The 13253-nt window shown below is 73.1% G+C and carries 13 protein-coding genes; 3 read left to right on the forward strand and 10 right to left on the reverse strand.

Features of this window, described 5'->3' with window-relative positions; translation table 11 throughout:
• Position 1: 1 nt before the first annotated feature.
• Both J2S42_RS27105 and J2S42_RS27110 read right to left on the reverse strand, forming a co-directional pair.
• On the reverse strand, positions 2-2083 hold the full coding sequence (locus J2S42_RS27105; protein ID WP_307243482.1) for an Hsp70 family protein: 2082 nt from the start codon (positions 2081-2083) through the stop codon (positions 2-4).
• A 154-nt stretch (positions 2084-2237) separates the two neighbouring features.
• Positions 2238-2840 (reverse strand): HAD-IA family hydrolase, encoded by a 603-nt coding sequence (locus tag J2S42_RS27110; protein ID WP_307243484.1) that lies wholly within the window; start codon positions 2838-2840, stop codon positions 2238-2240.
• 87 nt (positions 2841-2927) lie between these two features.
• On the opposite strand from J2S42_RS27110, the gene sigK reads away from it, so the two are divergent.
• Both sigK and J2S42_RS27120 read left to right on the forward strand, forming a co-directional pair.
• A complete protein-coding gene (gene sigK, locus J2S42_RS27115; protein ID WP_307243486.1) occupies positions 2928-3530 on the forward strand; it encodes an ECF RNA polymerase sigma factor SigK in 603 nt (200 codons plus the stop codon).
• Positions 3527-4255, forward strand: a complete 729-nt coding sequence (locus tag J2S42_RS27120) for an anti-sigma factor (protein WP_307243488.1) — start codon at positions 3527-3529, stop codon at positions 4253-4255. Before sigK ends, J2S42_RS27120 begins: the two co-directional genes overlap by 4 nt.
• A gap of 94 nt (positions 4256-4349) precedes the next feature.
• Here the strand turns inward: J2S42_RS27120 and J2S42_RS27125 are convergent, their stop codons facing one another.
• Genes J2S42_RS27125 through J2S42_RS27135 form a run of 3 tightly spaced genes read right to left on the reverse strand, consistent with a single transcriptional unit; the run spans position 4350 to position 6410 of the window.
• The gene (locus J2S42_RS27125) at positions 4350-5018 is read right to left on the reverse strand and encodes a response regulator (RefSeq protein ID WP_307243489.1); all 669 of its coding nucleotides are present in this window, start codon (positions 5016-5018) and stop codon (positions 4350-4352) included.
• Entirely contained in the window at positions 5015-6214 is a 1200-nt protein-coding gene (locus J2S42_RS27130) for a sensor histidine kinase (protein ID WP_307243491.1), read from the reverse strand. Before J2S42_RS27130 ends, J2S42_RS27125 begins: the two co-directional genes overlap by 4 nt.
• On the reverse strand, positions 6204-6410 hold the full coding sequence (locus tag J2S42_RS27135) for a DUF8746 domain-containing protein (RefSeq protein ID WP_307243492.1): 207 nt from the start codon (positions 6408-6410) through the stop codon (positions 6204-6206). The genes J2S42_RS27130 and J2S42_RS27135 overlap by 11 nt, the downstream gene beginning before the upstream one ends.
• A 239-nt stretch (positions 6411-6649) precedes the next feature.
• On the opposite strand from J2S42_RS27135, the gene J2S42_RS27140 reads away from it, so the two are divergent.
• Complete coding sequence (locus J2S42_RS27140; protein ID WP_307243494.1) at positions 6650-6985, forward strand: hypothetical protein; 336 nt, start codon at positions 6650-6652, stop codon at positions 6983-6985.
• 1 nt (position 6986) lies between these two features.
• Here the strand turns inward: J2S42_RS27140 and J2S42_RS27145 are convergent, their stop codons facing one another.
• The 5 genes from J2S42_RS27145 to J2S42_RS27165 form a co-directional block, all read right to left on the reverse strand.
• Positions 6987-7937: an AraC family transcriptional regulator gene (locus J2S42_RS27145; RefSeq protein WP_307243495.1), complete on the reverse strand. Its 951-nt coding sequence runs from the start codon at positions 7935-7937 to the stop codon at positions 6987-6989.
• Positions 7938-8094: 157 nt separating this feature from the next.
• The gene (locus tag J2S42_RS27150) at positions 8095-9021 is read right to left on the reverse strand and encodes a type II secretion system F family protein (protein ID WP_307243496.1); all 927 of its coding nucleotides are present in this window, start codon (positions 9019-9021) and stop codon (positions 8095-8097) included.
• The gene (locus tag J2S42_RS27155; protein WP_307243498.1) at positions 9021-10643 is read right to left on the reverse strand and encodes a type II secretion system F family protein; all 1623 of its coding nucleotides are present in this window, start codon (positions 10641-10643) and stop codon (positions 9021-9023) included. The genes J2S42_RS27150 and J2S42_RS27155 overlap by 1 nt, the downstream gene beginning before the upstream one ends.
• Positions 10640-12040, reverse strand: coding sequence for a TadA family conjugal transfer-associated ATPase (locus J2S42_RS27160; protein ID WP_307243500.1), 1401 nt, complete (start codon positions 12038-12040; stop codon positions 10640-10642). The genes J2S42_RS27155 and J2S42_RS27160 overlap by 4 nt, the downstream gene beginning before the upstream one ends.
• Before the next feature lie 3 nt (positions 12041-12043).
• Positions 12044-13240, reverse strand: a complete 1197-nt coding sequence (locus J2S42_RS27165; RefSeq protein ID WP_307243502.1) for a CpaE/TadZ family protein — start codon at positions 13238-13240, stop codon at positions 12044-12046.
• Positions 13241-13253 lie beyond the last annotated feature (13 nt).

The following is a 13253-nucleotide window of genomic DNA, read 5'->3' on the forward strand; positions in this document are numbered from 1 at the left end:
CTCACATCTCCCAAGCGTCGACCAGGCTGCGGTCGGCGTAGTCCCAGTTCGCCAGCAGCAGTTTGCCGTCCGCGGTGAACGACGTCAGCAGCCGTGGCACGAAGCCCTCGGCCTCCGGCGCCGCCGGCGCGTGCACCCGGAACACCTCCAGGCTGCTCTCGATGTCCTGCAGGCTGAGCACGCCGGAGCCGTCCAGGTCGGAGGTGACCAGCGCGCGCAGCCGGCCGTCCGGGCTGATGCTCTCGGTGCTGAACGCGTCCGTCGGGCTGCGCATCCGGAAGCCGGGGTTGCGCTGCTCCCACGTCTCGTCGCCGGTCCGCTCCAGCCGTTCGCCGGTGCGCAGGTCCCACAGCGTGGTGACGCCGCGCCGGTAGCGGCCGACCTGCACCTTGCCGTCCGCCTCCGCGGCCAGCCGCCAGCTCGGCTCGTCGACCAGCACGCGGATTGGGCCGACCGAGTCCCGGAACCGGGTGGAGAGCTTTCCGGTCTCCACGTCCCAGACCGAGAACGTGCCCTCGGTGTCCCACGCGATCAGGCTGAGCCGGCCCTCCGGGTCGAAGAAGATCCGGGCGCCCTGCGCGGTGCCGGCGCCGTAGTCCGGCCGGAACTCGCCGATCAGCTCGCCGGTCGCGATCACGAACGAGCGGATGTGCCGACCGGCGGTGTCGCACTCCACCAGCACCTGCCGGTCCGGCGTGAGCAGCCAGGAGCCGCTGGTGCGCAATTGCAGGCGCTGCGTCGGCGGGTCGGCGGCCAGCGCCGCCGCGTCCCGGGTGGCGGCCGTGACCAGCGTGGCGCCGACCTGGCCGCCGGGCGGCACGGTATGGCCGAGCAGCGCGCCCGCGTGCGTGGCGGTCAGCTGGTAGACGCGCTCGTCGCCGGTGCGCACCTCGGCGACCACGGTGCCCTCGCGGAACGCCTCGCCCTCGCCGACGTTCCAGCGCAGCAGCTTGGCGTCGCCGCCCGGGATGTCCCAGGAGATCGGCTCGATCCGCCAGCTCGGCGCGTCCGCGGCGACGGCGCGGCTCTCCGCGTTCGCCGCCCACTGCGCGGCGCCGCGGACCACGGCCAGCTCCGGCTCGGGCGCGTGTCGCAGCGTGTGGCCGAGACTGCCGGCCAGCGCGGGCTCGACCACCGGGAGCCGGGACGCACCGCCGGTCAGCACCACGGTGGAGATGTCCGCCAGCGTGGCGCCGACCGCGCCGACCACCGCGTGCGCGCTGGCCACCAGCGCCTGCACGGCCGGCTCGGCGAAGGCCTCCAGCCAGGCGCGACTCAACTTGTACGGCGGGGTCAGCGGCGTCAGGTGGTCCTCGACCTCGAGCGAGTCGCCGAGCTGGTGCTTCAGCCGCCGGACGAAGTCGATCGCCTCGTAGTAGGCCCGCAGGCCACCGTCACCGGGCGCGGCGAGCAGCGGCTCCAGCCAGGCCCGGCCCTCGGTGCGCAGGTCCTTGATGAGCAGCGCCTCCAGGTCGTGCCCGGCGGTCGAGCTCTGCGTGGCCAGCAGCGCGGAGTCGTTGCCGGCCACCCGGACCAGCGAGGCCGTCCAGTTCGCGCCCAGGTCGCAGACCAGGACCAGTGAGCCGGGGCGCAGGTCGGCACCGGTGTGCGGGTCGAGCGCGGCGGCGACCGCGTCCGGTATCAGCTCGACGTCGACGAAGCCGGCGGCCTCGCCAATCGCGATCATCGCGTCCCGCCGCGGGTCGCCGGGCAGGTAGCCGGCCGGGATGGACAGAGTCAGCCGCCAGACCTGGCCGCCGTAGACGCGTTGCGCCTCCCGGCCCAGCTCGGCCAGGTAGGCCGCGACCGCCTCGTTGCCGGTCACCTCACGGTCGTCCAGCCGCATCGCGGCCTGCGCGTCCACCGCGCGGCGCGGGCCGTCGATGTAGCGCCGGGGTACGGAACGCTTGCGGCGCTCCGCGGCGGTGCCGACGACGAAGCCGTTGTCGTCCACGCAGACGGCGGACGGCCAGACGAGGGCGCCGGTCAGCGGCTCCTTGAGCAGCGTCGTCTGGTCGCCGACAATCAACGCCGCCGATGTTCCGGACGTCCCGACATCGACCGCCAGGATTGGTTCGGTCATCCCCACCCCTACGTCCTTGCCACAGCGCTCCCGAGCCACAGCACCGAGGAAGTCAGCACCACGGAAGTACCGGCACAGTTTCCTGGAGCACTACCGGTCCCGTCCAGCCGGGTTACGTTGCGAATGCGAACCAGTAGCCCGCATTTCCGGCTCGTCAGTCGAGTAGTTCGAGGATTTCGACCAGATTTGTCACTGTTATGTCGCCGGTGATTCCCGCCACGCCGACCACGCGCATGCCGGCCGCGCGCCCCGCGGTCACTCCCGCGGGCGCGTCCTCGACGACCAGACAACCCGCCGGCGGTACGCCGAGCCGGTTCGCCGCCAGCAGGTAACCCTCCGGGTCCGGCTTCGGCGCGCTGATGTCGTCCGTGCTGATCAACAGCGGCGGGTCGATGCCGACCGCACCCAGCCGGGCCCGGGCCAGCCGCTCGTCCGCGCTGGTCACCACGGCCCACGACACGCCTCGGTCGGCGACGCCCTTGATCAGGTCGAGTGCGCCGTCGATCGCGATCACGTCGGTCAGGTCGTCGTACTCCCACTCCAGCTGCCGCGCCGCCGCCTGCCGGATCCGCTCGGCGCCGAGCCACGGCGCCACCGACTCCAGCGTGCTCCACGCGGGCCGGCCCGCGTGCACGGCCAGGATCTCGTCCAGCGGCAGGTCGTACTCCTCCGCGATCCGGGTCCAGCTCCGGATGATCGCCCCGTGCGAGTCGATCAGCGTCCCGTCCATGTCGAAGAGCACCGCACCGATCTTCATGCCGGACAGCCTCGCACCCATCCGCGCCGCCGCGTGTTCCGAAGCCCCTACTGTGATCGAGCGCGCAGAGAAGGCAAGCTGAGCCGTATGACCGACCATCTGTCCGCGGTGCCGCCGGTACCGCAGCACGCGGCCGGGCAGGCCGAGCCGGACCGGCTGCTGCGCGCGGTGGCGCGCGGCGACGAGGCCGCGTTCGCCCGCCTGTACGAGCTGGTGTCGCCACGGGTCTACGGACTGATCCGGCGCGTGCTGCGCGACCCGGCCCAGGCCGAGGAGGTCGCGCAGGAGGCGCTGGTCGAGGTGTGGCGGACGGCCGGGCGGTTCGACCCGGCCCGCGGCTCCGCCACCGCGTGGGTCTTCACGATCGCGCACCGGCGCGCGGTCGACCGGGTGCGCTCCGAGCAGGCCGGCACCGACCGCGTGCGCCGGGTCGCCGCGGCCGAGGCGGACGTCCCGTACGACGAGGTGGTCGAGGAGGTCACCAGCCGCCTGGAGCAGCAGCAGGTCCGCCGCTGCCTGGGCAGCCTGACCGACCTGCAGCGGGAGGCGGTCACGCTCGCGTACTACGGCGGGCACAGTTATCCGGAGGTGGCCCGGCTGCTCGACGCCGGGCTGCCCACCATCAAGAGCCGCATGCGCGACGGCCTGATCCGGCTGCGCGACTGCCTCGGCGTGGAGGTAGCGCGATGACCATGGACATTCACGCGCTGGTCGGCGCGTACGTGCTGGACGCGGTGGACGACATCGAGCGCGCTGCGTTCGACCGGCACCTCGGCACCTGCAAGGCCTGCTCGGCCGAGGTGGACGAGCTGCGCGAGGCGACCGCGCGGCTGGCGGACGCGACCTGGTCGGTGCCGCCGCCCCGGCTGCGCCGCGAGGTGATGCGGCGGATCGCGATCACCCGGCAGACGACGCCGGTCCGGCCGGCCGCCCGCCGCCGGCCCGCGTGGGGCCGCCGGGTGCTCGCCGCGGCCGCGGCCGTGGCGCTGGCCGCCGGCACCGGCGCGGCCGTCTTCGCCTACCAGGAACAGCGGGTACGTGAGCAGGCGGTGATCGCGGCGGCGGCGCGGGCCGAGGCGGCGCGCGTGCAGGCGGTGCTGTCCGCGCCGGACGCGCGGCTGCGGACCGCGGAAGTGACCGGCGGCGGTCAGGTGACGGTCGTGGTGTCCCGGTCCCTGGACGAGGGCGTCGTGCTGATGGATGGCGCCGCGCCGCCGGAGCCGGGCCAGGCGTACCAGATGTGGCTGATCACCGGCGCGAATCCGGCACCCGCCCCCGTCATGCCGCCGGGCTCGGGCACGGGCGTGGGTTTCGTCTCCTCGGTGGGGGACACGGACGTGATCGCGCTGACGATCGAGCCGGCATCCGGCTCCCGGACGCCCACCTCACCGGTCCGCGCACAGGTGAGACTCTAGCTAGAGCCGGTATCGAAGTGGGATGCCGGGCTGCGGCGAGGCCCAGGCGCCGCCTGGACCGCGCCTCGCTCCGACCCCCACTTCGATACCGGCTCTAGTTCGGGTGGATCAGGCCGGTCTCGTACGCGAAGATGACCACCTGCACCCGGTCGCGCAGTCCGAGCTTGGTCAGGATCCGGCCGACGTGCGTCTTCACGGTCGCCTCGGAGACGTTGAAGTGCGCGGCGATCTCCGCGTTCGAGCCGCCGCGCGCGATCTCCGTCATCACCTCCCGCTCCCGGTCGGTCAGCCGGGCCAGCCGGTCGTCCGGCGTGACCGGCCGGCCGGCGCCGTGGTCGGGAAGGTGCGCGGCGAACGCGTCGATCAGCCGCCGGGTCACGCTGGGCGAGATGATCGCGTCGCCGGCCGCCACCGCGCGGATGCCGGTCAGCAGGTCGGCCGGTGGCACGTCCTTGAGCAGGAAGCCGCTGGCACCGGCGCGGAGCGCGGAGAACGCGTACTCGTCCAGGTTGAACGTGGTCAGCACCAGCACCCGGGTGGGCAGGCCGGACGCGGCGATCCGGCGGGTCGCCTCGATGCCGTCCAGGATCGGCATGCGTACGTCCATCAGCACCACGTCCGGCACGATCCGGTGCGCCAGCTCGACACCGGCCGCGCCGTCCCCGGCCTCGCCGACCACCTCCAGGTCGGGTTCGGACTCCAGCACCATCCGGTAGCCGAGGCGCAGCAATGGCTGGTCGTCGACGAGCGCGACCCGGATCATGCGGACGCGCCGAACGTGAGCCGCGCGCGGACCTGCCAGCCGCCACCCGGCAGCGGGCCGGACTCGACCGTGCCGTCGTAGGAACCGACCCGCTCGGCCATCCCGGCCAGGCCGTGCCCGCCGGTGCCGGGCGAGGTCCGGGCGGGTGCGCGTCCGTCGTCGGTCACCGATAGCTCCATCCCGTGCGGCTCGTAGCGCAGGTCCAGCCGGGCGTTCGTACCCGGACCCGCGTGCTTGAGCGTATTCGTCAGCGCTTCCTGGACCAGCCGGTACGCCGTCAGTCCGGCCCCCGGGCCCCACGCCTCGACCGGCGTGCCGTGCTGGGTGACGGTCACGGCCAGGCCCGCGGTACGCACCTGGGCGATCAGCCCGTCGATGTCGGCGAAACCCGGCTGCGGTGCCCTGGCCTGCGGTGCCGGGGCCGGTGAGTCGGAGCGGAGCAGGCCGAGCAGCCGGCGCATCTCGCCGAGCGCCTGCCGGCCGGTCGCGGAGACCGTGTGCATGGTGTCCGCGGCCAGTTCCGGCGACCGGGTGACGGTGAGCGCGGCGCCGTCGGCCAGCGCCACCATCACGGTGAGATTGTGCGCCACGATGTCGTGCATCTCGCGGGCGATCCGGGCCCGCTCGGCCGCGACCGCGAGCTGGGCCTGCTGGTCGCTCTCCCGTTCCAGGCGGCGGGCGCGCTCCTCCAGCTCGGCCAGGTAGGCGCGGCGGGTCTGCCGGACCACGCCGAGCGACGCGGCCGCGGCCAGCAGCGCGGACGCGAACAGCAGCGCGCCGGAGTACTCCGCCCAGCTCCGGCTGGACGCCAGCATGATCGCGGAGGCCAGCTCACCGGCCGCCACCGCGGCCCAGAGGTGGCGGCGGTCCGGTTCGTACAGCGCGACCGCGTAGATCGCCACCATCAGCACCGCGAACACGAACGGCTGTCGTGGCTCGTACCGCCAGGCGTGCAGGTCGCAGACCACGGCCAGGGCGAGCGTGGCCCAGAACGCCGGCACCGGCCGGGCCCGCCGCCAGATCAGCGGCACGTGCAGCGCGATCACCAGCACCGCGCCCGCCGGGCCGGGCGCGCGCTGGGAGAACTGCACCGCGAGCAGCAGCGCGGCCAGGCCGGCGTCGACCAGCGTGCGGTGCCGGCCGGCGAACCTCCGGCACCGGACCACGACGCCGAGCGTACGGAGATCAATCCGCATGATGCGAGGTGCGCAGCTCGTGAATCGGCGCACCCCACTCGACGGCCAGGTCACCGACCTCGGCCGCGGTCAGCCCGGTGACCCGCAGTAGCCCGTGCCCGGCGACCGTGACGTGACCGCCGCCGTCCGCGAGCGCGCCGCGCAGTTCGCCGGCGTGTGGCGAGCGCACCCAGACGACCTTCCTGGTCATGGTCATAGCAGGACGGTACGTACAACGGTGGTCCGGCCGCGACAGCCCGCGGGTTGATTCGGGCTGTCAGCCGATGGTGGCGCGGCCCTCCTCCCGAGGGATGACGAGCTTCATGCGCGATTCGGACTGTTACTGCGCGGATCGGATCGACTGCGGGCCGCACTTGCGCATAGATTCGGCAGCGGCCTTTCATTGCCCTCAGTGGAACGGCCGGTGACGGAACGAGAAGAGCGGAGGCGTGGGGCGTGGGTCAGCCATCCGACATCGAAGGCGACGCCGCGCGGGCGCTCGAGGCGCTTCGCCGTGCCGCGCACTTCCTCGCGCACTACGAGGCGGCGCAGGCGGCGCTGTCGCCGGGCGTGCCGCCGGCCCGGTCACCGCTGACCGCGCTGGTCGAGGAGGGGGTGGACGCCGCCGACCGGGTGCTCGGCCATCTGCGAGCGGGGTCCCGGGGCGAGTGGTCGGTGATCTCCGGCGGGACCGCACCCTGGTCGGTGCTGACCGAGCGCGGCACCGCCGCACCGGCCCGGGCTCCGGTCGTGCCACGGCCGGCCGCCGGTCAGGGAGACCCGGGTGAATGACTCACGTCTCGCGCAGCGTCTCCGAGGGCAGCAGGCCGAAGCGGCGGCGGTACGCGGCCGCGAACCGTCCGAGGTGGACGAACCCCCAGCGGTGCGCCACCTCGGAGACCGTGATCGCCCCGGGCGCGCTGGTGGACAGCTCCAGGTGCGCGCGCCCGAGCCGTACGTCCTGGAGGTAGATCATCGGGGTGACGCCCACGTGCCGGCGGAAGCCGTCCTGCAGCGAGCGTGCGCTGATCCCGGCCACCCGGGCCAGCGAGGCCGTGGTGAACGGCCGGGCCGGGTCCGCCTCCATCGCGTCGATCGCGCGCTTGACCGAGCGTGGCCGGCTCGGCGCCGCCGGTTCGTTCAGCTCGTCGCTGTACTGGTGGTGCACCGCGAGCAGCAGGCCGCCGAGCATCGAGGCCCAGAGCCGCTCCGCGATCATCGGGCGGTAGATCATGCCGTCCGCCGCGCACAGCTCCGCATGCACCAGCCCGGCGAGCGCGCTCCAGCTGCGGCCCATGCCGCGGGACAGGTCGAACCGGCGGGACAGCCGCAGCGGCCCGCGGACCGGGTGTCCGAGCAGTGACTCCAGCTCCGCCTCCAGCGCGCCGGGCGCGAGCGCGACGGTGACCGGCCGGGTGTCCGGGCGCCACCACGCGCGGGCCGGTGAGCCGGGCCGGTAGACCGAGCCTTCCAGCGTGGTCGCGGTGGTGACGATGCCGCGCTGCTCGGTGAACAGGCGTCCGGCCGGGGCCAGGCCGATGTTGTAGTCGTCCAGGTCCGGCGCGGTCACCTGGACCGCCTCGTCCGCCTCCCACTCGGACATGATCACCGGCCCGAAGCGCAGGACCCGCAGCCGGCACCGCGCGGGGGCGGCACCGATCGCGGTGACCCAGCGCGGCGCCGAGAAGATCTCGTCGGCGAGCTGCTGGATCTCGGCGGTGCTCCCGGCTCGCATGGCGAACATGGGGCTGGGATCCCCGAACGCGGTGCCGGCCGCCGGGAGAAAATGATCTCCCAAGGTGTCGGCTCGCATACACCGAGTATTCGTACTCCGGCGTCGCACGTGCAACTTGCTCGTCCGATAGGGGACTCCCGCCGTCCGGGTGTTGGCCGAAAACAGCTCAGAACGACCTCATGATGGACAGGATGCCCGGGCCCAGCACCACCACGAACATCGCCGGGAAGATGCAGAACAGCACCGGGAAGAGGATCTTCACGGGCACCTTCTGCGCCTGCTCCTCCGCGCGCTGCCGGCTCTTCGTGCGCATCTCGCTGGCCTGCTCGCGCAGCACCGACGCGATCGGCACGCCCAGCTCGCCGGAGTGGATGATCGCCGAGACGAAGCCCTTCAGCTCCAGCACCGTGGTCCGGGCGGCCATCGCGCGCAGCGCCTCGGTGCGGGACTTGCCGATCTGCATCTCCTGCAGCACCCGGAACAGCTCGCGCACCATCGGGCCCTTGCCGTGCCGGGCCACCTGGGCCAGCGCCGCGTCGAAGCCGAGACCGGCCTCCACGCTGATCACCAGCGTGTCCAGCACGTCCGGCAGGCTGCGGGCCAGCTCCTGCTGCCGCGCGCCGGCCCGGTTGCGGACGATCAGGTCGCAGGCGTAGAAGCCGGCGATCGCACCGCCCAGCGCGCCGAGCAGCGCACCCTGTGCGCCGTCCAGCAGCGTACCGATGACCAGCCAGGTCAGCAGGCCGCTGACCAGGCCGATGCCCTTGCCGCGGAGCACCTGGTCGACCGTCATGTTCGCCGGGTTGCCGGCGAAGTCGAGCTGACGCTCCAGCCGCTGCACGCCGGTGCCGGGCGTCAGCGCGCGGCCGAGGTGCTCCAGCCGGTCGCCGAGCGCGCGTAGCCAGGCCGGGACCGCGGAGCTGCGCGCGCCCGGCTCCACCCGGTGCGTCCCGGCCTGGGCCCGTGCCCGGTCGAACGCCTGGAGCGAGCGGACCAGGTTGCCGCCCGCGGTCTCCCGGGCGGGCACCGCGGCCAGCGCGAGGACGACCGCGCTACCGGCGAGCGCGGACAGACCGGCGACGAGCAGCAACATCAGACCTTCACCTCGACGAGACGACGCAGCCAGACCGCGCCGACGGTGAGCAGGACGGCCGCGACCGCGACCATGGCGAGCCCGGCCGGCTCGGTGTATAGCGGGCGGACGTATTCCGGCCGCAGCACCAGCAGCACCGCGGCGATGACGAACGGCATCGCGAACAGGATGATCCCGGAGAGCCGGCCCTCGGCGGAGAGCGCGCGCACGTGCCGGTTGAGCTTGGCCCGCTCGCGCATGGTGTGCACCGCGGTCTCCAGCACCTCGGAGAGGTTGCCGCCGACCTCGCGCTGGATCCGGATCGCCATCACGATCCAGCCAACGTCCGGGTTGTTGTTGCGCTCGCCGACCCGGTCCAGCGCGTTCTCCAGGTCATCGCCCAGCCGGGTCTCGGCCATCGCGCGGCCCAGCTCCGTGCTGACCGGCGCCTGGCCCTCGCGGACCACCGCGTCGATCGACTGGTTCAGCGTGAAGCCGGAGCGCAGCGCGCCGACCATCAGCCGCAGCGCGTCCGGCAGCTGGTCGGTGAACGCGCGGCTGCGCCGCCCGGCCCGGAACGACAGCCACTGGCCGGGGCCGACCCAGCCGGCCAGCGCGCCGGTCAGCAGGCCGAACCAGGAGCCGAACAGCGCGCCGATCGCCACCGTGGAGACCACCGTGATCGCGATCCGGACCAGCAGCCACTCGGCCGGGTCCAGCGCGACGCCGGCGCGCTGCACGGACATCTCGATCGAGGCGCGCAGCTTCGGGCTCAGCCGGCCGTCCAGCCAGTGCAGGATGCCCAGCACCAGCCGGGTCTGCGCGGTGAACCGCTGTTCGTCCGGCACGGTGCCGCGCGCGTCGGTGAACTGCCGCAGCGTGTCCAGCCGGCGTTGGAACTCGTTGCGCCGGCCACCGCCGGAGAACAGCAGCCAGCCGCCGATCGCGGCGGCCGCGGCCAGCGCGGCAACCGCCGCGATCAGCAGCCCGCGGCCGGAACCACGCGCACCACCGGCAGATTCAAGATCATTCGAGGGTACGGATGCGGGCGCACCGGCCCGCTCCGAGACCGACGCGGCCGGCGTCGAGGTGCCCGCGGGCGTCCGCGACGCGCTCACCGGGACGGGAGCCGCCGATCCGGTCGCGTCCGCCGCCGGGCCGGTCGCGCCTACCGCGCGGTCAGTCGCGTCAACCGGGCGGTCAGTCGGGTCTACCGGGCGGTCGGTCGCGCCGACCGCCGGGCCGGTCGGGTCTGCCGCGCGGTCGGTCGTGCCCGCCGACGGGGACGCCGGTGCGCCGGCGAACGAGACGCGCTCGGTCGCCACCGCGAAGTCGTCGTCGCCCGGCACCGCCAGCACCACCCGTACGGTGGCGTCCGTGCCGGCCAGCTCGGCCGGGACGGACGCGCGCAGCCGGCGCCCGTCCAGCTCCGCCGGGAGCGTGCGGTCGCCGACCATCACCCGCAGCCGGGACGCGTCCAGGCCGTCCTGGAGTCCCTGCGCGGTGAGCCGGAACGAGACCTGGCCCGGGGTCACCTTCGTGCCGCTGAGGGTCAGTTCGACCGGGTCCGCGTACGCCGGGGTCGCGCCGATGACCAGCGACAACCCCAGCGCGGCGACGGACAGGGCTGCCGCGCGCCTCATCGGATGGGACCTCCGAACATCTCCGGGTGCAGGACCACGCCGTGTGCTTCGAACCTCTCCGTGAACGTCGGCCGCAGACCCGTGGAGTTGAGCGTCCCCCGGAACCGCCCCTCCGAGTCAACCCCGGCGTGGTAGTCGAAGAGGAACAGGTCCTGGAGCGTCACCACGTCCGACTCCATGCCGACCACCTCGGTGACGTGCGTGATCCGGCGCGAGCCGTCCTTGAGCCGGGCAACCTGGATGATCAGGTCGACGGCGGACGCGACCTGGTCCCGGATCGCGCGGATCGGCAGGTCCATGCCGGCCATCAGGACCAGCGTCTCCAGCCGGGACAGCGCGTCCCGCGGCGTATTGGCGTGCAGCGTGGTGAGCGAGCCGTCGTGACCGGTGTTCATCGCCTGGAGCATGTCGAGCGCGGCGCCGTCGCGGACCTCGCCGACCACGATCCGGTCCGGGCGCATGCGCAGCGCGTTGCGGACCAGGTCACGGGTGGAGACCGCGCCGCGGCCCTCGGAGTTCGCCGGGCGGGACTCCAGACGTACCACGTGATCCTGGCGCAGTTGAAGTTCGGCCGCGTCCTCCACGGTGACGATCCGCTCGTCGTCCGGGATGAACCCGGACAGGATGTTCAGCGTGGTGGTCTTGCCGGAGCCGGTGCCGCCGCTGACCACGATGTTCAGCCGCGCCGCCACGCAGGCCTGGAGCACGTCCGCGGTCTGCTTGGTGAGCGTGCCGAACCGGATCAGGTCCTGCACGGTCAGCGTCTCCGCGGCGAACTTGCGGATGGTCAGCGACGAGCCGTCCAGCGCCAGCGGCGCCACGATCGCGTTGACCCGGCTGCCGTCCGCGAGGCGTGCGTCCACCATCGGGCTGGCCTCGTCCACGTGCCGGCCGACCCGGGACACGATCCGGTCGATGATCCGGCGCAGGTGGGTCTCGTCGGTGAACTGCGTGTTCGCGGCCTGCAACCGGCCGTTGCGCTCGATGTAGACGCGGCGCGGCCCGTTCACCATGATCTCGGAGATGGACGGGTCGCGCAGCAGCGACTCCAGCGGGCCGTGCCCGAGGATCTCGTCCACCGCGTCCTGGGTGATCCGCACCCGGTCCGCGCCGGTCAGCGGCGTCTCCTCGCGGGCCAGCAGCTCCGCGATGGTCTGCCGCACCTGCTGCTCCAGGTCCTCGGCCTCGTCGATCTCGGTGTACAGCTTCGGGCCGAGGATCTCGCCCAGCTCGCGCTGGATCCGCGCGCGCACCTCGTTGACCGGGTCGGCGACCTGACGGCCGACCGCGCGGGCGCGCTCGCCCACCGAGCGCTCCTGGGTGACCGGGCCGTCGGTGTTGCGGAGGATCGCCTCGGCGCCGGACTGGCGCGCTTGGATGATGTCTGCGAGACCCACTGATCAGCCCTTACGCGAGAGGAGGCCGCGACGGCGGCGGGTGACGGGTGCCGCCTCCACCGGGGCGACGCCGGCGATGAGGTCGGCCAGGTTGCGGATGGCCACGCTCACCGGGTGCACGGGGTGGTCGATCACCAGCGGCATGCCCTTGTTCACGCTGACCGGCACGTCCCGGGAGGACGGCATGCGGATGTCGATCTCGGTGCCGATCGCCTGCTCGACGTCGCCGTGGCTCAGGCCGACCTGTGAGTCGGAGCGGTTCAGCAGCGTCCGGACCTTCTCCCGCGGGTACTGCAGCATGTCGAACATGTCCAGCGTGAGCCGCACGCTCTTCAGCGTGGGCAGGTCCGGGACCACGATCGGGACGTACCAGTCGGTCACGTCCAGCGCGGAGAGCACCTGATAGCTGAAGAACGACGGCGTGTCCACCACGATGTAGTCGAACATCGTCCGTGCCACGCCCAGCAGCTCCGTGATCACCTCGCGGGTGACCTGGTCGCCCTCGGCCGGCGTGGTCGGCGCCAGCAGCGTGTCGACGCCGGGCCGGTAGTGGGTGAGCAGCGACCGTACGCCGTCGGTGTCCATCCGGCCGACCATCGGGATCGCGTCCGCGATGCTCCGCTCCGGCGCCATCTGCAGCATGATGCCGACGTCGCCGAACTGCAGGTCCAGGTCGACCAGGCAGACCCGGCGGGCGCCGTTCGCGGCCAGCGCCACGGCCAGGTTCGTGGCGACGACGCTCTTGCCGCAGCCGCCCTTGCCGGCGAACACCGTGACGATCTTGGCGTTCGACGGCTCGTTCGGGGTGACCACGGACGGGCTGATCGTGGTGATCGCGTTCGCCAGGTCAGCCGTGCGCTGGCAGGCCGCGACCAGCGCGGTACGGTCGCCGGCCGGGACCATCTCGCGGACGCCGGCCCGCAGCGCCTCCTGCAGCGTCTCCAGGTCGATCACGTCGCGGATCAGCACCACGCCGACGGACGGCCGGTGCACCCGGTGGTACGCCGCGAACTCCAGTACCGCGCCCAGGTCGACGGTGCTGCCGAAGATCACGACCTTGATGTCGGCGCGCTTGCCCAGCTCCGCGCCCAGCTCCGGGAACGACTCGCACAGCTTGATGCCGTGCGTCACGTAGTCGTCGGCCGGGATGATCCGGGACGAGGGGTCCGCCTCGAGGTACAGCGTGTGCGTCAGGTTCATCGGTCTCGCCTCG

Source organism: Catenuloplanes indicus (assembly GCF_030813715.1).
Classification (GTDB): Bacteria; Actinomycetota; Actinomycetes; order Mycobacteriales; family Micromonosporaceae; genus Catenuloplanes; species Catenuloplanes indicus.